This window comes from Alphaproteobacteria bacterium (genome assembly GCA_040220875.1).
Lineage (GTDB): Bacteria > Pseudomonadota > Alphaproteobacteria > JAVJVX01 > JAVJVX01 > JAVJVX01.
In genome coordinates this window covers 448,043-467,571 of the sequence record JAVJVX010000009.1, presented here as the reverse complement: position 1 = coordinate 467,571, position 19,529 = coordinate 448,043, and the positions used below count along the sequence as shown (strand labels likewise).

The window sequence follows — 19,529 nt, the reverse complement described above, 5'->3', positions numbered from 1 at the left end:
TGCTAGGGGCCGGCCCCCGCGCCGTAACTCTGGACCAGGCTGCCGGCCACGAGATACCAGCCATCCACAAGCACGAAGAAGACGAGCTTGAACGGCAGCGAGATCACGATGGGTGGCAGCATCAGCATGCCCATGGACATGAGGATCGACGCCACCACCATGTCGATGACGAGAAACGGCACGAACAGCAAAAAGCCGATCTCGAAAGCCCGGCGCAGTTCGCTGATCATGAAGGCGGGGATGAGGGCACGCAGCGGGACGTCATCCGGCCCCGTCACCTCGGCCTCGGGAATGAGGCCGACGAAAAGCTCGAGATCCGTCTCGCGGACGTGGCGCATCATGAACCCGTGAAACGGTGTCATGGTGCGCTCGAAGGCGACTTCTTCGGAGATCTCCTCGTCGATCAGCGGCTTCAGGCCGTTATCGTAAGCAGCTTCCAGCGTGGGTGCCATGATGAACCCGGTCAGGAAGAGCGCGAGCGAGATCAGTACAGCGTTGGGTGGCGTCTGCTGCAGGCCCAGCGCACTGCGCAGAAAGGACAGCACGACCACGATCCGGGTGAAGGATGTCACCATCACGAGGATCGAAGGCGCAAGGCTGAGCACTGTCAGGATGGCGATGAGCTGCAGGATTCGCCCCGTCGTGCCGCCGCCGCCATCGCCGCCGATATCGAGGGAAAGCGTCTGCGCCAGAACGGGGAGCGGCGCCAGGACCAGCACCAGGACCAGCATCAGGGCCGGCATCAGGGCGGCCAGGCCCAGGCAACGGTGTCTCGACGGGCGAAAGATCATGACGTGGCCGGCCTGGCTGCGGCGGGCCGGGAAATGTCCCCGGCTTGATCCTCGGCGCCATCGTCGTGCCCGGTCGCGTTTTCTGCCGGGATATGGCGCGCCACGATTTGGTCGCCGGACGGCCCGAGCAGCAGGAGATGCGCGTCGGCGCCGCAGCCCACCAGGACGAGCCGGCGCTTGCTGTCGAGCGCCAGGCTTTCGAGCACCTGAAGTCGTCGCTTCTCGGCTCGCGGGCCGGCGGTCAGGATGCCCTGCCCGAGGCCGAGGCGCCGCGCCAGCCAGGCCGCGGCCCAGATGAGGCCAAGGACGGCCACAAGGGCGGCGCCAAACCGAAGATAGGTTGTGAGGTCGATGTCCATGGCGGTCAGCGTTTCGGACCGCTCGGGGTGATATAGGCCCGGGCGGCCTGCTGGCGGGTGTTCAGTTGTCCCAGCTTCGCGCCCAGTTCCTTGTGCTGCCGGGCGAGTTCGGCGCCGAGCTTGTCGAGATCGTCGAGCAGGATCGTGACCAGGGGCGTCAGGGCGCCGGCGTCCGTGCCGCCCGTCCTGGTGATCGCCTCGCAGGTCGCCCGGGCCTCGGTTTCGAGGCCGGAAAGGTCGACCGTCTCCCCCTGGGCCAGACGGGCGCGGGCGGCCCCGACACGGTCGGACAGGGTGGCAAGGCGACGGCGGGCGTCCTCGGTTGCAGTCATGGGGTGCCATCCTTCGCGGTCCCGGCCGATATCAGATGGTTGGCGCGATAAACGTAGACCAGGATTTCCGCCACCGCGGCGATGGCCTCGAGCGGGATGTCGCTGTCCAAATCGACCGCCTCGAGAACCTCCGCCAGATCGGCGTCTTCGCGTACCCGCACGCCCGAGGCGAAGGCCATCTGCACGATCTGGTCTGCCAGCCGACCCCGGCCCTTGGCGACGATTCGGGCCCGGGAGTCCGGTCGCCCGTCCTCGGGCGCGGCCTCGCCCCGGACCGCAACCGCAACGGTGTTGCGCGGCGGCAGATCGGCGCGCGCCCGGGCAGCGGGAGATTCCGGTTTTCTGGATGGGTAGTCCGTCACGCGCCAGCCTAAATCCCTGGGTAAGGTCTCCATGGACCCGTGGGATATTCCTAACGCGTTATGCTTAAAAATTTCTTTAAGCGGGAGGCGTGGTGGAAACGGCGCCGGGGCGCGGGCGGCTTATTTCGACTTCGACGCCAGAGTCTTGGCGAATTCTTCGCTGCCCTCGGCGGCGGCGCGGTTCTCGGCCTGGATTTTCTCGTAAAGCTCGCGGCGCAGGACGGTCACATCGGCCGGAAATTCGAATCCGAGCTTGATCGTCTTACCGCGGACCTCGACGACTGTAATCTCGATATTGTCGTCGATAATGACCGATTCGCCAACCTTACGGGTGAGATAGAGCATGCAACGTCCTGTCGCTTACGTGGTGCCCGGCCGGGTGTTGTCCGGGCGGTGTGTCCGGGCCCGAAGTGTGAGAAACACCGGGATTTTACGCTTTATTAACACCATAAACCGATACTTCATGAAAGCGAAAATACACCGTACGCCCTGAAAAGCCGGGGCGAAAGTCGAGCGCCAGGACGGCCGAAACCCACGGGACCCTCTCAAATCGGGGCAGTGCGACCGGCGGCCGTATGAACATCGACAAACTACCCCTCTTCAAGGCGATGACCAGGCACATGACCTGGCTCAACCAGCGGCAGACCGTGCTGGCACGGAACGTCGCCAATCTGGACACGCCCGGCTACCGCCCCAAGGACGTGCCGCGGCCCGATTTTTCGCAGCTCGTCAATCGTACATCCGCGGCTCTCAAGCCGGTGGCGACAAACGAGTCCCATATTCAGGGCGTGCGGCCCCAGGGTCCCTTCCGGGCCGAAGAAACGAAGTCCCGCGACAGCGTTTCCCTTTCCGGCAATGCGGTCACGCTCGAGGATCAGTTGCTGAAGGTTTCCGAGACCGCCATGGAATACGAGGCCTCGACCACGCTTTACAACAAGCACGCCTCGATGATCCGTCAGGCGCTTGGCCGCCAGCGCTAGAGACCAAAGGAGTTAACCCATGGACCTCAAGGACGCGCTGACAATCTCCGCTTCTGGCCTGAAGGCGCAGGGCGCGCGAATGAAAGTCATCGCGCAGAACGTCGCCAATGCGAGTTCGGCCGCCGACACGCCGGAAGGCGAACCGTACCGGCGCAAGACAATCTCATTCAAGAACGAGCTTGACCGCGAGAAGGGCGTCGAAACCGTCGCAGTGAAAAAGATCGGTGAGGACAAGTCCGATTTCGTCAAGACGCATGATCCAAGCCACCCGGCGGCGGATGACAACGGCTTCGTGATGATGCCCAACGTCAATACCCTGATCGAGGTGATGGACATGCGCGAGGCCCAGCGCAGCTACGAAGCCAACCTCAACGTCATCGAGGTGTCCAAGACCATGCTGCGCAGCACACTCGGCATCATCCGGTAGCGCGGGGCCGGGACCGGCGGCGACTCACGACGCAAGACTCACAACGTAAAATATGTGACGGGACAAAGACATGGCTGTTGATCCGACGAGCGCAATCTCCGCTTACCTAAATTCGGCCCGGCCATCCGGCGCCGGGATGGAGCCGCGCGTCAATCCCGGCGAAAGTTTCGCCGATTTGATGAAGGATGTGGCCAATAATGCCGTCGAGGCAGGCCGGCAGAGCGAGGCGGTCACTGCGAAGGCCCTTCAGGGCGAAGCGGACATGACTGATATCGTGGCCGCCGTGACCAATGCCGAAATCGCGCTCCAGACGGTCGTCGCCGTCCGTGACCGGGTCATCCAGGCCTACCAGGACATTATGCGAATGCCGATCTAAAGCGGTCTGGACACAGGGGATGAATGAAGTTCAGGCGCTGGAGATCGGCCGCGACGCGCTCTGGGTGACGATCAAGATCGCAACACCGGTGATGCTGATCGCGCTCTTCGCGGGCCTCGTGGTCGCTCTCTTTCAGGCCCTCACGCAAATCCAGGAAATGACCCTGGCATTCGTGCCCAAGATCATTGTGATCTTTCTGTCCATGTTTCTCCTGCTGCCTTTCATGTACCAGACCCTCGCGACGTTCACGCTGGCTCTGGTCGACCGCATCATCACCGGCGGCTGATCGGCGATGCTCGAAATCTCGCTTCCCGCCGATATTTTCGACCTATTCCTCGTTTTTGCACGGCTCGGCGGGGCATTGATGCTCCTGCCTGGATTTGGCGAGGCCTATGTCACCCCCCGCGTGCGTCTCGCCATCGCCTTGCTCTTTACGCTTCTGGTCACGCCGGTCGTGCTGCCCGATTTGCCGGACCTGCCGGCCAGTCCACTGGGCGTGCTCGTTCTGGTTGTGCGTGAAACGCTGGTTGGAGTCTTCTTCGGCGTTCTTGCCCGACTGATGATGTCGGCGCTGCAAATGGCCGGGATGATCGTTGGCTATCAGCTTGGTATCGCGAATGCGTTCTCCTTCGACCCCACCTCCGCCCAGCAGGGCGCCCTGATCGGGACGTTTCTGGCGATTCTGGCGGTCCTTCTGATCTTTGTCTCAGGCCTTCACCACATGCTGATCGGCGCCGTTATCAACAGCTACGATGTCTTTCCGCCGGGTGCTCCTCTGCCAATGGGGGATTTCGCCGCCGCCATTTCCGAGACGGCGGCGAAAAGCTTTCTGATCGCCGTTCAGATCTGTGCGCCATTTCTCGTGGTGGGGCTTCTGTTTTACGCCGGCGTCGGCTTGCTCGGCCGTCTGATGCCCCAGGTGCAGATTTTCTTTGTGGCCCTGCCGGTCCAACTGGGCATCGGCCTGTTCGTGTTCGCAATCTCCCTTTCCGTGATGATGATGTGGTTCCTGAACAGTTTTCAGGAAACCATGACCGGCTTGTAGGCAGGCGCCTGTGGCGGACGATCAGGACCAATCGCAAAAAACCGAAGAGCCGACCCAAAAACGGCTGAAGGATGCGCGGGAGAAGGGCGAGGTCGCCAGTTCACGCGAGGTCAATCACGCCTTCATGATCCTCGCGGGCAGCATCCTGGTCGTGATGATCCTGCCCGGGACGTTCCGCGATCTGGCGTTGCTGTTGCAGCAATACATATCCATGGCGCACGAATTCTCGCTTACCGCTTCCTCCACGCCCGACCTGTACCGCGATCTCTTCCTCAACCTGGGCGCCGCCCTCGCGGTCCCGATGGGGATTCTGATCGTTTTCGCGCTGGCTGCCGGGCTGGTCCAGAACGGTTTCATGATGACGCCCGAGGCCATCAAGCCGAAGCTTTCCAAGATTTCTCCACTCGAGGGCGTCAAGCGCCTCTTCTCCCTCAAGGCGATCGTCGAGTTCGTCAAGGGGATCGCCAAGCTGGCCATCGTGGGGGCTGCCGCCGTCATCATTCTGCTGCCCCAGCTCTCCGACATCGAATTGATGCCGACCCTCGCAGTGACCACAATGATGGGCGATCTCAAGGCGCTTTCGGGTCAGCTCTTTGTTGGCGTTTTCGCGATCGTGGCCGTCATCGCGGGACTCGACTACCTGTATCAGCGCCAGGAATTCACAAAGAAGATGCGAATGTCGCGCCAGGAGCTGAAGGACGAGTTCAAACAGACGGAAGGCGACCCCATGGTCAAGAACCGCCTGCGTCAGATCCGGACGGAACGTGCCCGGGGTCGCATGATGGCCGCGGTGCCCGAAGCCGATGTCGTGATCACCAACCCGACGCATTTTGCGGTGGCGCTGGCCTGGGACCCGGAAAAGATGAATGCCCCCAAAATGGTCGCCAAGGGGGCGGATCTGATCGCGCTCAAAATTCGGGAGGTTGCCGACGAGAACGATGTCCCCATAGTCGAGAATCCGCCCCTGGCCCGGGCGCTTTTCGGCGGCATGGAGATCGAGCAGGAGATCCCGGTCGAGCACTACAAGGTCGTGGCCGAGATCATCAGCTATGTCATGGGCGTGAAACAGGGCCGCGGGAGCCGCGCCCGGCGCTAGCGCGCCGGCACCGGCCCGGTCCGGGAAAATCAGCGTAACGGGCTGATAAATTTGCGAAAAGCCATCATGGCTGTGCTACATAACGAAGCGGCACGCGGCGAGCGCGCAGGGACGGGGCTGAGAGGTACGGGCAAGAGTCGCCATGGGCGGTGTCCAATCACATAGTCGTTCTTACAACGGGCAGGTGCGCGAGCGCCGGCAGCGCTGGATCGACCTCGTGCTCGGCGGCCTCGGGGCGGTTTTGTCCGGGGCGGCTGCCGGCTACGGGCTGACAGAGTTTTCGGCCGAGGGTTTTCTCGAAACAGCGCCGCTTGTCGTGGCAGGCATGGCGCTGGGCGGCCTGGGGCTGTCGGCCTATCTGCTCGTCCGCGCCTTTCGTGTCGGGCATGGCAAGGGTGAGACGATCATGTGGCGGGCGTTCCAGGCCGGCTCGCAGCCCTATCTCATCATGGGCACCAATGAAGTTCTGATCGAGAGCAACGCGGCCTTCGACCATCTGTTCGGGCGCGTCAGCGGCGATCCCATGGCGGCGATCGAGCGCAACCTGGCCAGAACGGAAGAGACGGCCCGCGCCTTCCGGCGTCTGCGGGCTCTCTCGCTGTCCGGAATCGCGAGCCAGGCGGAAATCGAGGTGATCGCGGCCGACGGCAAATCGGTCTGGTACCAGACGGACATCTATCCTGTGCCCGATTTCCCGGGACACATGACGTGGCGGTTCTACGACGTGACCTCGCGCCACGAGATGCACGAGGCGATCCTCGAGGAGCAGGCCCGCATCACCGACTTTATCGAGAACGCGCCAGTCGGATTCTATTCGCTCGACCACGAAGGGTGTTTCCAGTTCGCCAACCATACATTCGCGGACTGGCTCGGCATGACGCCGGTCCAACTGACGAGCGGCCGGCGGCTCTCCGATTTCGTGAAGGGCAAGATGGCGGGAGATCTTCCCTACAGCCCCTGTCGGGACCCGGAATTTCGGGGCGAGGTCTGGCTCATGGGGGTCCAGGGAAAAAGCTTTCCCGCCATGATCGCCCAGACGGTGGTCGGCGAGGGGACGAACCTTCGGACCCGCTCGGTCGTCCGCGACCTCACGCCCGAACGCGAATGGGCACAGGCTCTGGCCCAGTCGGAAAGGCGGTTTCAGCGCTTTTACGAGGCCGCTCCCATCGGCATCATTCTGCTCGACATGGAAGGCCGGATCACCGAGTGCAATGCCGCTATGGCGGCGATTCTGGGCAATGCCAGCGAAGCGCTGACGGGCGGACAGTTCCTCGACCTGGTGGTGGAAAAGCAGCGCGACGAAGCCCGCAGCGTCCTGGCCGCCGCCGCAGGCGGGATGGAGAACGGCCGGCCGGTGGAACTGCACCTGGTGGGCGGGAAAGAGGCCGTGGTCTCGCTGTTCGTCAGCCGGCTGGAAGACCGTGACGGCGCCGTCTCGGGATTGCTTGTGCACGCGCTCGACACGACGGGCCAGAAGGCACTCGAAGTCCAGTTCGCCCAGTCGCAAAAGATGCAGGCGGTGGGACAGCTGGCGGGCGGCATCGCCCACGATTTCAACAATCTGCTCACCGCCATGATCGGGTTCTGTGATCTGCTGCTCGTGCGCCATCGGCCCGGCGATCAGTCTTTCGCCGATATCATGCAGATCAAGCAGAACGCCAACCGGGCGGCGAACCTGGTCCGCCAACTTCTGGCCTTTTCCCGTCAGCAGACCCTGCAGCCCCGGGTGCTCTCGATCACGGACACCCTGGCCGAGCTTTCCAACCTGCTGCGCCGCCTGATTGGCGAGAATATCGAGTTCTCGCTCTCCCATGGCCGCGATCTTGGCCTGGTCAAGGCCGATCAGGGTCAGTTCGAGCAGGTCGTCATCAACCTCGTCGTCAACGCGCGTGACGCTATGGCAGGTGGCGGCAAGCTGGCGATCCAGACAAGCAACCTGACTCTGGTTCACACGACCGAGTGGGGCGCGGAGACGGCATCCGCGGGAGAGTATATCCTGGTGGAAATCAGCGATACCGGCAGCGGCATCGAGCCCGATGTGCTCGAACACATCTTCGAGCCGTTTTTCTCCACCAAGGAGGTTGGCGCCGGGACCGGTCTCGGGCTGGCGACTGTGTATGGCATTCTCAAGCAGACCGGCGGCTTCATTTCCGTCGATAGTCGCCCCGGCCGGGGCAGCAAGTTCCGTATCCTGCTGCCGCGCCACGTGGAAGAGGCGGCGGAAGTCGAAAGGACGGAGGTTCTTGAGCGCCGACAGTCCGATCTGACGGGGGTGGGCACGGTGCTGCTGGTGGAGGACGAGGACGCGGTGCGTCTGTTCGGCGCGCGGGCCCTTCGTAACAAGGGCTACAAGGTGCTCGAGGCGCGCTCGGGCGAGAACGCGCTCGAGCTCATGAACTCGCTGGAAGACCCGATCGACATCCTGATCACGGATGTCGTCATGCCGGAGATGGATGGCCCGGCGCTGATCCAGGCGGTGCGGGAAAAGATCCCCAGCATGCGGGTGATCTGCATCTCGGGCTATGCGGAGGATTCTTTCCGCCGCCGGCTCGACGGCCAGCCGGGTATTCATTTCCTGCCCAAGCCCTTCAGCCTCGACCAGCTTGCCGGCAAGGTGAAGGACGTCCTCGCCGACCGCGCCGCCTGACCTCGCCGGTTCCGGGCCGTGCGCCCTTCCGGAGAACATTCCCCTTGCGAGGCAGAACAAAACGTGTACATACTCCCGGTCCGTGGCGCCCGATATCCGGTGGGGCGGGCCACCGGAGAAATCCGGAAATCGAGATTGCCTGAGCTAAAGGCTTATGAAATAAGGGAGATCAGTGATGGCGGAGCCGAATCTCAAAGTCGTGAGCAAGAACGAAAGCGAAAAAAGCAAGGCGCTTGAAGCCGCGGTCTCCCAGATCGAGCGGGCCTTCGGCAAGGGCTCCATCATGCGGCTGGGCCAGGGCGATTCCGTGGTCGAAACGGAGACCATCTCCTCGGGCTCCCTGGGCCTCGATATCGCGCTCGGCATCGGCGGATTGCCCCGCGGCCGCATTGTCGAGATTTACGGCCCCGAAAGTTCGGGCAAGACGACCCTGGCGCTCCACGTCGTTGCGGAAGCCCAGAAGCTCGGTGGCGCCTGCGCCTTTGTCGATGCGGAACACGCGCTCGATCCCGTATATGCCCGCAAGCTCGGCGTCAATGTCGAGGAACTGCTGATCAGTCAGCCCGATGCCGGCGAACAGGCGCTTGAAATCACCGACACGCTGGTCCGCTCCGGCGCCGTCGATGTGCTGGTGGTGGACAGCGTTGCGGCGCTGGTGCCGCGGGCCGAGCTCGAGGGCGAGATGGGTGACACCCACGTGGGGCTTCAGGCGCGCCTGATGAGCCAGGCGTTGCGCAAGCTCACCTCGTCCATCGCCCGCTCGCGCACGCTGGTGATTTTTATCAATCAGATACGCCTCAAGATCGGGGTCATGTTCGGCAATCCCGAAACGACGACCGGTGGAAACGCCCTGAAATTCTACGCCTCCGTGCGTCTCGATATCCGGCGCATCGGCGCTATCAAGGATAAGGACAAGGTGGTTGGCAACCAGACCCGGGTAAAGGTCGTGAAGAACAAGCTGGCCCCACCCTTCAAGCAGGTCGAATTCGACATCATGTATGGCGAGGGTGTCTCCAAGATGGGCGAGTTGGTCGATCTCGGCGTTCAGGCCGGGGTCGTGGAAAAATCGGGCACCTGGTTCTCCGTCGGGGACGATCGGATCGGCCAGGGGCGGGAAAACGCCAAGACCTACCTTCGGGAAAATCCGGACGCGGCCCGTAGGATCGAGGCCCGGATCCGCGAGGAAGCGGGCCTGCTTTCGGGCGCCATGCTTGACGAGCGCGACACGTCGGCGGTCGAGGAAGAGGACGGCGCCGACTGAGCGATCGTCGTCGGGCGATAATTGTATGATCGGGCGCGGGCCGTAACTGGCCGGCGCCCGTCTCTTTTGGCGGACATTGTTGCATTCGTGCCGGGCGGGCGGGCCTGGCGCCGCTTGCTGGACACCCCAAATATGACAGGGTAAAAGCAACGCGGCCGGTGGCTCGCCGCGGGCCTGTCCGCATCGTCAGGCGGGAAGGGCGGCCCGGAAGCGGGCGGCTCACGCCTGATACCCGACGACGCGCAATCACGGATTTGACGGGGGCCTATGCCCAGTTCGAACGACATTCGCAGCGCATTTCTGGATTACTTTGCCCGGCATGACCATCAGGTCGTGCCGTCGGGCCCGCTCGTGCCGCGCAACGACCCGACGCTTCTGTTTACCAATGCGGGGATGGTTCAGTTCAAGAATGTGTTCACCGGCCGCGAAACGCTGGACTATGCGCGCGCGGCAAGTTCGCAGAAATGCGTCCGCGCCGGCGGCAAACACAATGACCTCGAGAATGTGGGCCATACCGCGCGCCACCACACGTTTTTCGAGATGCTGGGCAATTTTTCCTTTGGGGATTATTTCAAGGAACGGGCGATCGAGCTCGCCTGGGATCTGGTTTCCCGGGAATTCGCAATAGACCCGGGCCGCTTGCTGGTTACCGTCTATGCCGAGGATGATGCCGCTTTCGATCTCTGGAAGAAAATCGCTGGCCTGCCGGAGAGCCGGATCGTCCGCATCGCCACTTCGGATAATTTCTGGGCGATGGGCGACACCGGACCGTGTGGCCCGTCCTCCGAGATATTCTACGATCACGGCCCGGATATTCCGGGTGGGCCGCCGGGGTCACCGGACGAGGCGGGGGACCGTTTCATCGAGATCTGGAATCTCGTTTTCATGCAGTACGATCAGATACGGCCGGACGAGAGGGTGGACCTGCCCCACCCGTCGATTGACACCGGTATGGGCCTGGAACGCATCGCGGCCGTGCTGCAGGGTGTTCACGACAATTACGACACTGATCTGTTTAAGGCCCTGATCTCGGCTTCGGTTGAGGTCTCGGGCGTACGGTCCGAAGGGGACAGGACTGTTTCCCATCGTGTCATTGCCGACCACCTTCGCGCCAGTTGCTTTCTGATCGCCGATGGTGTGCTGCCGGCGAATGACGGGCGTGGCTATGTGTTGCGGCGGATCATGCGCCGGGCCATGCGTCACGCTCATTTGCTGGGCTGCAAGGAGCCTCTCATCTGGCGCCTGGTGCCGGCGCTTATCGGCGAAATGGGGCGCGCCTTTCCGGAACTCGGCCGGGCGGAGGCTCTGATGACGGAAACGCTGCGCCTCGAGGAGGAGCGTTTCAAGGACATGCTGGCCCGGGGCCTGCGCCTGCTCGACGATGAAGAAGCGAAGATCCCGGCCGGTGGCGCGTTGCCGGGCGACGTCGCCTTCCGTCTCTATGACACTTACGGATTTCCGCTCGATCTGACCCAGGACATTCTCCGCGGCCAGGGGAAAACCGTTGAACTCTCCGGCTTCGAGGCCGCAATGGCACGCCAGCGGGCGGAAGCGCGCGCGGCCTGGCAGGGCTCGGGCGAAGCGGTCGAGGAAGATGTCTGGCTGGATCTGGCCGACCGGCTGGGTGTAAGCGAGTTTCTTGGGTACGAGGCGGAAGAGGCTGATGGCCAGGTCGTGGCAATGGTGCGCGACGGGACTCTCGTCGACAGTCTGGCCGAAGGCCAGGAGGGGGCGATCGTTCTGAACCAGACCCCGTTTTACGCCGAATCCGGTGGCCAGTTGGGCGATCACGGCATCCTGACCCGGGGGGACGCGCTCTTCTCGGTCAGCGATACCAGGAAACACGGTGGCGGGCTTCACGTCCATCTCGGGGTGATGAGCCGTGGCAACATCTCGGCCGGCGATACGGTGCGGGCTGCAATCGAATCGGCCCGGCGCGACAAGCTGCGGGCTGCCCATTCCGCCACCCACCTGCTGCACGAGGCGCTTCGCCGGGTCGTCGGCGGTCACGTCACGCAGAAAGGTTCTCTCGTGGCGCCGGACCGGCTCCGTTTCGATATCAGCCACGCGAAGCCGCTGACCGCCGAGCAGATGGCGGAGGTGGAGCAGACCGTCAACGCGCGGATTCGCAAAAACGCCGATGTCACCACCCGCTACATGACTCCGGACGAAGCGGTTTCAGCCGGGGCGTTGGCACTCTTCGGTGAAAAATACGGGGACGAGGTCCGGGTCGTTTCCATGGGTGGCGATGCGCGTGACAAATTCTCCACAGAACTCTGTGGCGGCACCCATGTTGGACGGACCGGCGATATCGGCCTCTTCAAGATCGTGGGCGAAAGTGCGGTCTCGGCTGGCGTTCGCCGGATCGAGGCGCTCACCGGCGAGGCTGCCGAACGTCATGTCGCCGAGGAGGAGAGCCAGCTCCGCGCGGCCGCGAGCGCACTCAAGGTACGGCCCCAGGAGCTGGGATCGCGGGTCGGCGCACTTGTCGAGGAACGGCGCAAGCTGGAGCGTGAACTGAGCGACGCGCGACGCGCGCTTGCGCTCGGTGGAACGGCCGGCGCAGGCCAGGCCGCTGCCGGAGGGGAGCCCGGCGAAACCGTCCGCAAGGTCGGCGATATCACCTTTGCGCCCCGGATCGTGCGTGACATGGCGCCCAAGGATCTCAAGGGACTGGCGGACGATCTCAAGAAAAAAATCGGCAGCGGCGTGGTTGCCGTCGCGGCCGCCAATGACGGTAAGGCCTCTCTCGTCGTCGGGGTGACGGACGATCTGACCGCGAGAATCAGCGCCGTCGATCTGGTTCGTGCCGGCGCCGAGGCGCTTGGCGGCAAGGGCGGTGGCGGCCGGCCTGACATGGCCCAGGCGGGCGGGCCTGGGGGGGACAGGCTGGAGGCCGCGGTCTCGGCGATCGAGGGCGCGCTCGCGAAAGCCTGAAGCCTGAGATTCCGGCCAGGAAAAAAGGCGCCTCGCGAGGCGCCTTTTTGGTTTCGGGCCAGTACGTCGGGCCAGTACGTCGGGCCAGTGCGTCGGGCCAGTGCGTCAGGCCATTGCTTTTTGCAAATTCTCGTCCAGCTTGGCGAGAAATTCGTTGGTGGTGAGCCATTTCTGGTCGGGACCGATCAGAAGCGCCAGATCCTTGGTCATGAACCCGGATTCGACCGTATCGACGCAAACTTTTTCCAGCGTCTCGGCGAATGCCGTCACCTCGGGTGTCTCGTCAAACTGGCCCCGGTACTTGAGACCGCGGGTCCAGGCGAAAATCGAGGCGATCGGGTTCGTGGAGGTGGCCTTGCCCTGTTGATGCTGGCGGTAGTGGCGGGTGACGGTGCCGTGCGCCGCTTCGGCCTCGACCGTCTTGCCGTCCGGGGTCAGAAGGACCGATGTCATCAGGCCGAGCGAGCCGAAACCCTGCGCGACCGTGTCGGACTGTACGTCGCCGTCGTAATTCTTGCAGGCCCATACGAAGCCGCCCGACCATTTGAGCGCGGCCGCCACCATGTCGTCGATCAGCCTGTGCTCGTAGGTTATCTTCTTCGCCTCGAACCTGTCCTTGAATTCGCTTTCGAAGACTTCCTGGAAGAGGTCCTTGAAGCGACCGTCATAGGCCTTGAGGATTGTGTTCTTGGTCGACAGGTAGACTGGGTAGCCGCGATTCAGGCCGTAGTTGAAGCAGGCCCGTGCGAAGCCCCGGATGGACTCGTCCAGGTTATACATCGCCATGGCGACGCCGCCGCCGGGAAAGTCATAAACCTCGTGCTCGATGGGCGCGCTGCCATCCTCGGGCACAAAGCTGATCGTAAGCTTGCCCGGGCCCGGAACGACGAAATCGGTCGCGCGATACTGGTCGCCGAACGCGTGCCGGCCAATGATCATGGGTTCGGTCCAGTTCGGGACGATCCGCGGCACATTTTTGCAGACGATCGGTTCGCGGAAGACGGTCCCGCCGAGGATGTTCCGGATGGTCCCGTTGGGCGAGCGCCACATTTTCTTGAGGCCGAATTCTTCGACCCGGGCCTCGTCCGGGGTGATGGTCGCGCATTTGACTCCGACGCCGTATTTCTTGATGGCCTCGGCCGCGTCCACGGTGACCTGATCGTCCGTTTCGTCGCGGTGCTCGATGCCCAGGTCGTAATATTTCAGGTCGATATCCAGATAGGGCAGGATCAGCCGGTTACGGATCATCTCCCAGATGATACGGGTCATCTCGTCGCCATCGAGTTCCACAACCGGATTGGCGACCTTTATTTTTGCCATTTTTCCTACCTCTTTTTGGTTTTATATCGGGGGGCCGACACTGTCCCGGCCGGATCGAAGGTCCGGCAGGTCCCCGGCGGCGGCACAATATCATCCGGGAAGCGGAGTGCAAGCCTGCCTGCCCGCGGCGAGCGCCTCAGCCCCGGTCAAGCGCCCGCCGCCCCGGCACCGGTGGGGGCAGGGCTTCCAAGGTGGGCAGCACGTCCTCGACCCCGGGGACGACATGAAACAGCTCCCACAGCCAGGGCTTGGCAAAACCTTTTTCGATAAAGACCCGCATCTGTGCAAGAAGCGGTTGCCAGTAGCCGTCCTGATCGACCAGGAGGATCGGCTTGTCGTGCAGCCCCAACTGGCGCCAGGTGATGATTTCGATGGCTTCGTCAAGAGTCCCGATCGATCCGGGCAGGATGGCGAAGGCATCGGCGAGTTCCGCCATTTTCTGTTTGCGTTCATGCATGGTCGCGACGACGATCATGTCGCCGCCGGGTGTGCCGCCCACCTCGGGGACGACCAGAAATCCCGGAATGATCCCGGTGACCTCACCGCCGTGGGCCCGAGCGCTCCGTGCCAGCGCGCCCATCAGGCCGATGCCGCCGCCGCCATAAACCAGACGGACCTTGTGTGCGGCCAGTATGCGGCCGAGAGTTTCGGCCATGGCGCGATAGAGGGGCGCGGACTCGCCGGCGGATCCGCAATACACGCACAGAGAAGAAATTCGGGCCATGGCGCCGGTAGCGTACCGGAGCGCTAGGCGGAGTTCGAGAGGAAGCTTGAGGGGTGGGGAGATTTTGCCAAAAACGGCCGAAGTCGCGACAAATACGCCAATTGGCGGAACGCGACCTCAAGAGCCAGGGTAACGACCCGGATCTCCGCCGCGTCGCGTTCGACCGGCGCGCTCCCTGAAAGGACGAGTTCGTGATTGTTGCGCCCGAGGGTCAGCGTGCCCGGACGGGTGCCGTCGGTGGCCGACAGAAATTTATGGATCTCACGGCGCGCCTCGCGGGATTCAGCGGTGAAGGGAATGTAGCCGGCGCAGACATTCACGCATAAATTCGGTATATCGGCGGGTCTGGACGCATGAAAGATCAGGTCGTCGAGACGAAAGCGAAAGCTGCGCGCGGTCATGCAGAAACTCGGCCATCATCGAATGAGGGTCTCCGGGGCGGAATATCCCATCCAGGGCTTAAGGAACTGTAAAGGCGGCGCGGCACCGGCGGCCGGCCCTCGCGGCCCCGCCTGCCCAGACCGTCACCTGCCCAGACCGTCACCTGTCTAGACTGCCGCCCGGGCCGCCTCGGATCTTCGCCGCCGCCTGGTCAGCCAGTTGCGGAAATTGTGACGCACCATCAGCGCGCATGGTGTGACGAACAAGGTCAGCACCGTGGCGAAAAGCAGCCCTGAGACGATGGCGGTGGAGAGTTGCACCCACCATTGCGTCGATGGGCCGCCTACTTCAATTTCGCGCGTGATCAGGTTGATATTGGTGCTCAGCACCATCGGCAGCAGGCCAAGCGCCGTGGTGACAGATGTCAGCAGTACCGGACGAAGGCGCTGCGCCCCCGTTCGCACAATGGCATCGAGCGGGTTTTTTTCTTCCACGACCAGACGGTCATAGGTATCGATCAGGACGATGTTGTTGTTGACGACGATGCCGGCCAGCGCGATGACACCGATGCCCGACATGACGATACCGAAGGGCTGATGAATAATGAGCAGGCCGACCATAACCCCAAGCGTGGACATAATGATGGCCGAGAGGATCAGGAACGCGCTGTAGAAGCTGTTGAACTGAGTGACGAGAATGATCGCCATCAGACCCAGGGTAACCAGAAAGGCGCGCGAGAGAAACTCGGTCGCGGCGCGCTGCTCCTCGTCCTCGCCCTTGAACGCGACCTTGACCCGCGGGTCCCAGTCGGCGCTCGAGAACCAGTTCTGAAGCTCCCGCACCTTGGTATCGGCAAGGACACCCTCCGCCAGTTCGGCCTTCACCGTCATGACCCGGTCGCCGTCCACGCGCCGGATTGTGCCGGTCTTCGCATCGGGCACGCGCTGAACGAAATTGCTGATGGGGATCAGCCCCGAGTCGGTCTGGACCCGCACATCGTCGATCTTGTCCAGATTGCGGTAGTCCTCGGGGTAGCGCACGACGATGTCGATTTCGTCATCGGTGTCGTCCGGGCGGTATTCGCCCACCTTGAGGCCCTTGGTCACGAGCTTGATGGCGCTTCCCACGGCCGAGACGTCGGCGCCGAATTTCGCGGCCTGCGGCCGGTCCACTTCAAGCTTCCATTCGATCCCGGGAATGGGCCGGTTATCCTCGATGTCGCGAAAACCTCCTAGTTGAAGAAGTGCGGAGCGGACCCGCTCGACCGCATCAGGCAGAAGGGCAGGGTCGATCGAGGAGAGCTCGATCTGGACCGGCTTGCCGACCGGAGGGCCCTGTTCCTCCTCGCGGACTTCGACCCTGATCCCCGCAAGATCGGCCGTTGAAGCAACAATGTCGTCCATGATCTGCCTGGCCGGGCGACGGTCACTCCAGTCGCCGAACTCGATCTGGATGGAGCCGATCACATCCTCCGCGCGGTCCTCGACGGATTGCTGCTCGCCCGAGCGGGCATAGACCGAGTCCATCTCGCCATACCGGGCATCCAACCGCAGCACACGGGCTTCCACCTGTCGCACCAGGGCATCCTTCTCGGCCACAGACAGGTTGCCGCGAGCGTGTATTTCCACCGTCGCGCGCTCAGGCTCGACATCGGGAAAAAATTCTATGCCCGCACCGGAAACCGCATAGGCGGCTTGCACCAGGAAGAGGAGGGCAAGCGTGCCGGCCAGGACCTTGCCCGGATGGAGGAGCGCGCGGCGCAGGAGGCGGATATACCTGCCGGTGAAGCCGGGGAGGGTATAGAGCTTCTCCGTTGATCCGGGTTCGAGGACGGCGACGGTGGCGGGGTCAGCGGTGCCGCTCGGCCGGTCAATGTAAGCGCCGAGTGTCGGCACGAAGATCAACGCCATGAGCAACGAGGCGGCAAGCGTGGCGACGAGCGTGATCGGGAGGAATTTCATGAACTCACCCACGACACCGGGCCAGAACAGCAGTGGCAGGAAGGCGCAGAGCGTCGTCGCCGTGGACGTCAGGACCGGCCAGGCCATCCGCTTGGCCGCTTCCCGGTAGGCCTCCCGGCGCCCGACTCCTTCCGTCATGCGCCGGTCGGCGAATTCGGTGACGATGATCGCCCCGTCGACCAACATGCCGACCGCCAGAATCAGGCTGAACAGCACGACCATGTTGAGGGTAAGACCCAGCATGCTGAGAACAAGGAGTCCGGTGAGGAAGGAGCCCGGAATGGCGACGCCGACCAGCGCGCCGGCGCGCAGGCCGAGGGCGGCCACGACCACGATCATCACCAGGACGACGGCCGCGATAACGTTGTTCTGGAGGTCGGAAAGCATCTGGTAGATGTCTTCGGACCTGTCCTGCGTGAAGGTGACGGTCAGCCCCTCCGGCCAGAACTGCCGGCGAGAGTCCACCACGTCGCGCACCTGCCGGATCGTTTCGATGACATTCTCGCCCGCCCGCTTGGAGACTTCCAGTGCGACCGCCGGCTCGCCGTTCAGGCGTGCATAACTGATACGGTCCTTGTAGCCGCGCCGGCCGGTTGCGATTTCTTCCAGCGTGATCACCGTATCGTCGTTGACCTTGACCGGCAGATCGACGATGTCCTCGACCGATTCGAACAGTCCCGGGACCTTGATGGAGAAGCGCCCGTGGCCGGTGTCGAGCGCGCCGGCCGCCACCAGCCGGTTCGAGCGGGAGATACTGCTCGCAACCTCGTCGGCCGAAAGCCCGTAACTCTCAACCGTCAGCGGATCGATGATGATCTCAGCCTGTTCCTCGCGCTGTCCCTGGATCTTGGCCTCCAGAACCGGCGGCAGGGCCTTGAGGTCATCGCGCAGGCTGCGGGCGATACGTACAAGCGTTCGTTCCGGCACCTCGCCGGCGAGGGTTATGACGATAACGGGGAACAGGCTGAAATTGATTTCGTGAACCGTTGGCTCGTCCGCGTCCTCGGGCAGATCGGGTTTCGCGTCGTCGACCGCTTCGCGGACATCCGTGAGCGCCGTGTCGGCGTTGAAGCCGGCCTCGAACTCGAGCACCACATAGGCGCCCCCTTCATAGCCGGTGCTGCGCATCTCCTTGACGCCCTCGATGCTTTGCATCTCCTCCTCCAGCGGGCGGATGAGGAGACGCTCGGCATCGTCCGGAGAAATTCCCTCGAGCGTTGCGGAGACATACATGACCGGAATCGGAATATCGGGCGCCGATTCCTTGGGAATAGTGATGTAGGTATAGAGCCCTGTAACGAGAATCGCGACCAGACTGGCGAGAACCGTCCGCGAATGACTGAGGGCGGCGTCTATGATGGCATTCACGAGACGTCGTCCTTGTCCACACTGACGGGGTCCACCCGGCTGCCTTCACGCACGAACTCCTGTCCGACCACGATGACACGCGCCTTGTCGGGCAGGCCGGTCACCCAGGCGCCGTCGCGCTCGTCGGCGATGATCGTGACCGGATAAAATTCAACGGTATTATCGTCGCGCACGGTCTTGATCCCGACTTCGCCCTCGTTCGAAAGGGTCAGGGCGGCGGGGCTCACGAAATGCGCCAGCGAGCGAGCGACGGGAAGATTGAGTTCGGCTGTGACACCGTCGCGAATGTCGCCCTCGGGGTTCGGTACTTCCAGTTCGATCCGGAAGGTGCGCGTAGCCGGATCGGCGACGGCGGAGACGAAGCTGATCTGCCCCCTCACAATCCGTCCGTCGACCAGGCGCGCACTTGCCGGATCGCCCGGCTCGAGGTCCTGGATATGGCGTTCAGAGACGGCGCCCACGACTTTCAACGGATCAAGGTCCACGAGTTCGGCAATATTGTCGCCGACCTTGAGGTAATCACCGCGCTCGACAAAGCGTTCGTTGAGGATGCCGGCAAATGGCGCCGTCACCTCGGTCTTGTCGATGTCGATCTCGATTCTCTCGAGATACGCCCGCGCTGAATCCAGGGCCGCCCGGTTCTCTGCCAGCTTGGTCGATGACCTGAAACCCTTTTTCTCAAGCTCGACGGCAGCATTGTATTCGAGTTGGCGTTGTTGCAGGAGCGCCCTGGCCTCTGCGAGTTGGGCGAGGCGGTCGTCGGGCGCGAGTTGAACGATAAGATCGCCTTCGGACAGACGAGTGCCCTCGGTTGCGCCGATTTCGTCCACCCGGCCCGGCGTTTCGGCCCGGATGCGCACGCGGCGTGACGCGTTGGTCCGTCCCGTGACAGTCAGCGCCGTCGCGCGCGGCTCTGCCGTCAGCATCTTGACGCGCACTGTGGGGAGGGCGGCTGTCTCGGCCGGGGCATCCTCGGCTGGCGCCGCCCCGCCGCTGCCGCCGTGATCCGGCCCGCCACCGATCTGACCGGACAGCAGCCACAGCCCGACCAGGGCAGCGAAGCTCAGCGAGATGATGAAGGAGCTTTTGCCTTTCAGACGTGCGGACAGTCGCTTAAGGGGAGAGGAGGATGTCATGACATTCCAGACTTGATGGACCGTAG

Annotated in this window: 19 protein-coding genes; 9 read left to right on the top strand and 10 right to left on the bottom strand. The window is 63.2% G+C overall.

The window, feature by feature from the left end; translation table 11 throughout:
- Positions 1–2: 2 nt before the first annotated feature.
- From fliP to csrA, 5 genes are all read right to left on the bottom strand, one after another.
- Positions 3–743 (bottom strand): flagellar type III secretion system pore protein FliP, encoded by a 741-nt coding sequence (gene fliP / locus RLQ26_11690; GenBank protein MEQ9089385.1) that lies wholly within the window; start codon positions 741–743, stop codon positions 3–5.
- 44 nt (positions 744–787) lie between these two features.
- Positions 788–1,150 (bottom strand): flagellar biosynthetic protein FliO, encoded by a 363-nt coding sequence (locus RLQ26_11685; GenBank protein ID MEQ9089384.1) that lies wholly within the window; start codon positions 1,148–1,150, stop codon positions 788–790.
- Positions 1,151–1,155: 5 nt separating this feature from the next.
- Entirely contained in the window at positions 1,156–1,482 is a 327-nt protein-coding gene (locus tag RLQ26_11680; protein ID MEQ9089383.1) for a hypothetical protein, read from the bottom strand.
- Complete coding sequence (locus tag RLQ26_11675) at positions 1,479–1,844, bottom strand: EscU/YscU/HrcU family type III secretion system export apparatus switch protein (protein MEQ9089382.1); 366 nt, start codon at positions 1,842–1,844, stop codon at positions 1,479–1,481. Before RLQ26_11675 ends, RLQ26_11680 begins: the two co-directional genes overlap by 4 nt.
- Positions 1,845–1,964: 120 nt before the next feature.
- Positions 1,965–2,189, bottom strand: a complete 225-nt coding sequence (gene csrA, locus RLQ26_11670) for a carbon storage regulator CsrA (protein ID MEQ9089381.1) — start codon at positions 2,187–2,189, stop codon at positions 1,965–1,967.
- 230 nt (positions 2,190–2,419) lie between these two features.
- On the opposite strand from csrA, the gene RLQ26_11665 reads away from it, so the two are divergent.
- From RLQ26_11665 to alaS, 9 genes are all read left to right on the top strand, one after another.
- Complete coding sequence (locus RLQ26_11665; protein MEQ9089380.1) at positions 2,420–2,824, top strand: flagellar basal body protein; 405 nt, start codon at positions 2,420–2,422, stop codon at positions 2,822–2,824.
- A 19-nt stretch (positions 2,825–2,843) separates the two neighbouring features.
- Complete coding sequence (gene flgC / locus RLQ26_11660; protein MEQ9089379.1) at positions 2,844–3,251, top strand: flagellar basal body rod protein FlgC; 408 nt, start codon at positions 2,844–2,846, stop codon at positions 3,249–3,251.
- Positions 3,252–3,321: 70 nt separating this feature from the next.
- Entirely contained in the window at positions 3,322–3,627 is a 306-nt protein-coding gene (gene fliE, locus RLQ26_11655; GenBank protein ID MEQ9089378.1) for a flagellar hook-basal body complex protein FliE, read from the top strand.
- Between the two features lie 19 nt (positions 3,628–3,646).
- Positions 3,647–3,913 (top strand): flagellar biosynthesis protein FliQ, encoded by a 267-nt coding sequence (gene fliQ, locus RLQ26_11650; protein MEQ9089377.1) that lies wholly within the window; start codon positions 3,647–3,649, stop codon positions 3,911–3,913.
- A gap of 6 nt (positions 3,914–3,919) precedes the next feature.
- Complete coding sequence (gene fliR, locus RLQ26_11645; GenBank protein MEQ9089376.1) at positions 3,920–4,672, top strand: flagellar biosynthetic protein FliR; 753 nt, start codon at positions 3,920–3,922, stop codon at positions 4,670–4,672.
- Between the two features lie 10 nt (positions 4,673–4,682).
- Positions 4,683–5,768 (top strand): flagellar biosynthesis protein FlhB, encoded by a 1,086-nt coding sequence (gene flhB / locus RLQ26_11640; GenBank protein MEQ9089375.1) that lies wholly within the window; start codon positions 4,683–4,685, stop codon positions 5,766–5,768.
- A gap of 142 nt (positions 5,769–5,910) precedes the next feature.
- Positions 5,911–8,415 carry a PAS domain-containing protein gene (locus tag RLQ26_11635; protein ID MEQ9089374.1) on the top strand — a complete coding sequence of 835 codons (2,505 nt, stop codon included), beginning with the start codon at positions 5,911–5,913 and terminating at the stop codon, positions 8,413–8,415.
- 175 nt (positions 8,416–8,590) lie between these two features.
- A complete protein-coding gene (gene recA, locus RLQ26_11630; protein ID MEQ9089373.1) occupies positions 8,591–9,676 on the top strand; it encodes a recombinase RecA in 1,086 nt (361 codons plus the stop codon).
- Between the two features lie 267 nt (positions 9,677–9,943).
- Positions 9,944–12,613 (top strand): alanine--tRNA ligase, encoded by a 2,670-nt coding sequence (gene alaS, locus RLQ26_11625; GenBank protein MEQ9089372.1) that lies wholly within the window; start codon positions 9,944–9,946, stop codon positions 12,611–12,613.
- Between the two features lie 105 nt (positions 12,614–12,718).
- Here the strand turns inward: alaS and RLQ26_11620 are convergent, their stop codons facing one another.
- From RLQ26_11620 to RLQ26_11600, 5 genes are all read right to left on the bottom strand, one after another.
- Positions 12,719–13,933 (bottom strand): NADP-dependent isocitrate dehydrogenase, encoded by a 1,215-nt coding sequence (locus RLQ26_11620; protein MEQ9089371.1) that lies wholly within the window; start codon positions 13,931–13,933, stop codon positions 12,719–12,721.
- A 136-nt stretch (positions 13,934–14,069) separates the two neighbouring features.
- Positions 14,070–14,657 (bottom strand): TIGR00730 family Rossman fold protein, encoded by a 588-nt coding sequence (locus RLQ26_11615; GenBank protein MEQ9089370.1) that lies wholly within the window; start codon positions 14,655–14,657, stop codon positions 14,070–14,072.
- Between the two features lie 23 nt (positions 14,658–14,680).
- Positions 14,681–15,058, bottom strand: coding sequence for a hypothetical protein (locus RLQ26_11610; GenBank protein MEQ9089369.1), 378 nt, complete (start codon positions 15,056–15,058; stop codon positions 14,681–14,683).
- 147 nt (positions 15,059–15,205) lie between these two features.
- Entirely contained in the window at positions 15,206–18,367 is a 3,162-nt protein-coding gene (locus tag RLQ26_11605) for an efflux RND transporter permease subunit (protein MEQ9089368.1), read from the bottom strand.
- Positions 18,364–19,503 carry an efflux RND transporter periplasmic adaptor subunit gene (locus RLQ26_11600; GenBank protein ID MEQ9089367.1) on the bottom strand — a complete coding sequence of 380 codons (1,140 nt, stop codon included), beginning with the start codon at positions 19,501–19,503 and terminating at the stop codon, positions 18,364–18,366. Before RLQ26_11600 ends, RLQ26_11605 begins: the two co-directional genes overlap by 4 nt.
- Positions 19,504–19,529: the final 26 nt, after the last annotated feature.

Excerpts from the sequence above, each read along its gene's own strand:
- fliP (MEQ9089385.1), bottom strand. The coding sequence starts at position 743 with ATGCCGGCCCTGATGCTGGTCCTGGTGCTGGTCCTGGCGCCGCTCCCC.
- RLQ26_11685 (MEQ9089384.1), bottom strand. The coding sequence starts at position 1,150 with ATGGACATCGACCTCACAACCTATCTTCGGTTTGGCGCCGCCCTTGTG.
- RLQ26_11680 (MEQ9089383.1), bottom strand. The coding sequence starts at position 1,482 with ATGACTGCAACCGAGGACGCCCGCCGTCGCCTTGCCACCCTGTCCGAC.
- csrA (MEQ9089381.1), bottom strand. The coding sequence starts at position 2,189 with ATGCTCTATCTCACCCGTAAGGTTGGCGAATCGGTCATTATCGACGAC.
- RLQ26_11665 (MEQ9089380.1), top strand. The coding sequence starts at position 2,420 with ATGAACATCGACAAACTACCCCTCTTCAAGGCGATGACCAGGCACATG.
- flgC (MEQ9089379.1), top strand. The coding sequence starts at position 2,844 with ATGGACCTCAAGGACGCGCTGACAATCTCCGCTTCTGGCCTGAAGGCG.
- fliE (MEQ9089378.1), top strand. The coding sequence starts at position 3,322 with ATGGCTGTTGATCCGACGAGCGCAATCTCCGCTTACCTAAATTCGGCC.
- fliQ (MEQ9089377.1), top strand. The coding sequence starts at position 3,647 with ATGAATGAAGTTCAGGCGCTGGAGATCGGCCGCGACGCGCTCTGGGTG.
- fliR (MEQ9089376.1), top strand. The coding sequence starts at position 3,920 with ATGCTCGAAATCTCGCTTCCCGCCGATATTTTCGACCTATTCCTCGTT.
- RLQ26_11635 (MEQ9089374.1), top strand. The coding sequence starts at position 5,911 with ATGGGCGGTGTCCAATCACATAGTCGTTCTTACAACGGGCAGGTGCGC.
- recA (MEQ9089373.1), top strand. The coding sequence starts at position 8,591 with ATGGCGGAGCCGAATCTCAAAGTCGTGAGCAAGAACGAAAGCGAAAAA.
- alaS (MEQ9089372.1), top strand. The coding sequence starts at position 9,944 with ATGCCCAGTTCGAACGACATTCGCAGCGCATTTCTGGATTACTTTGCC.
- RLQ26_11620 (MEQ9089371.1), bottom strand. The coding sequence starts at position 13,933 with ATGGCAAAAATAAAGGTCGCCAATCCGGTTGTGGAACTCGATGGCGAC.
- RLQ26_11615 (MEQ9089370.1), bottom strand. The coding sequence starts at position 14,657 with ATGGCCCGAATTTCTTCTCTGTGCGTGTATTGCGGATCCGCCGGCGAG.
- RLQ26_11610 (MEQ9089369.1), bottom strand. The coding sequence starts at position 15,058 with ATGACCGCGCGCAGCTTTCGCTTTCGTCTCGACGACCTGATCTTTCAT.
- RLQ26_11600 (MEQ9089367.1), bottom strand. The coding sequence starts at position 19,503 with ATGACATCCTCCTCTCCCCTTAAGCGACTGTCCGCACGTCTGAAAGGC.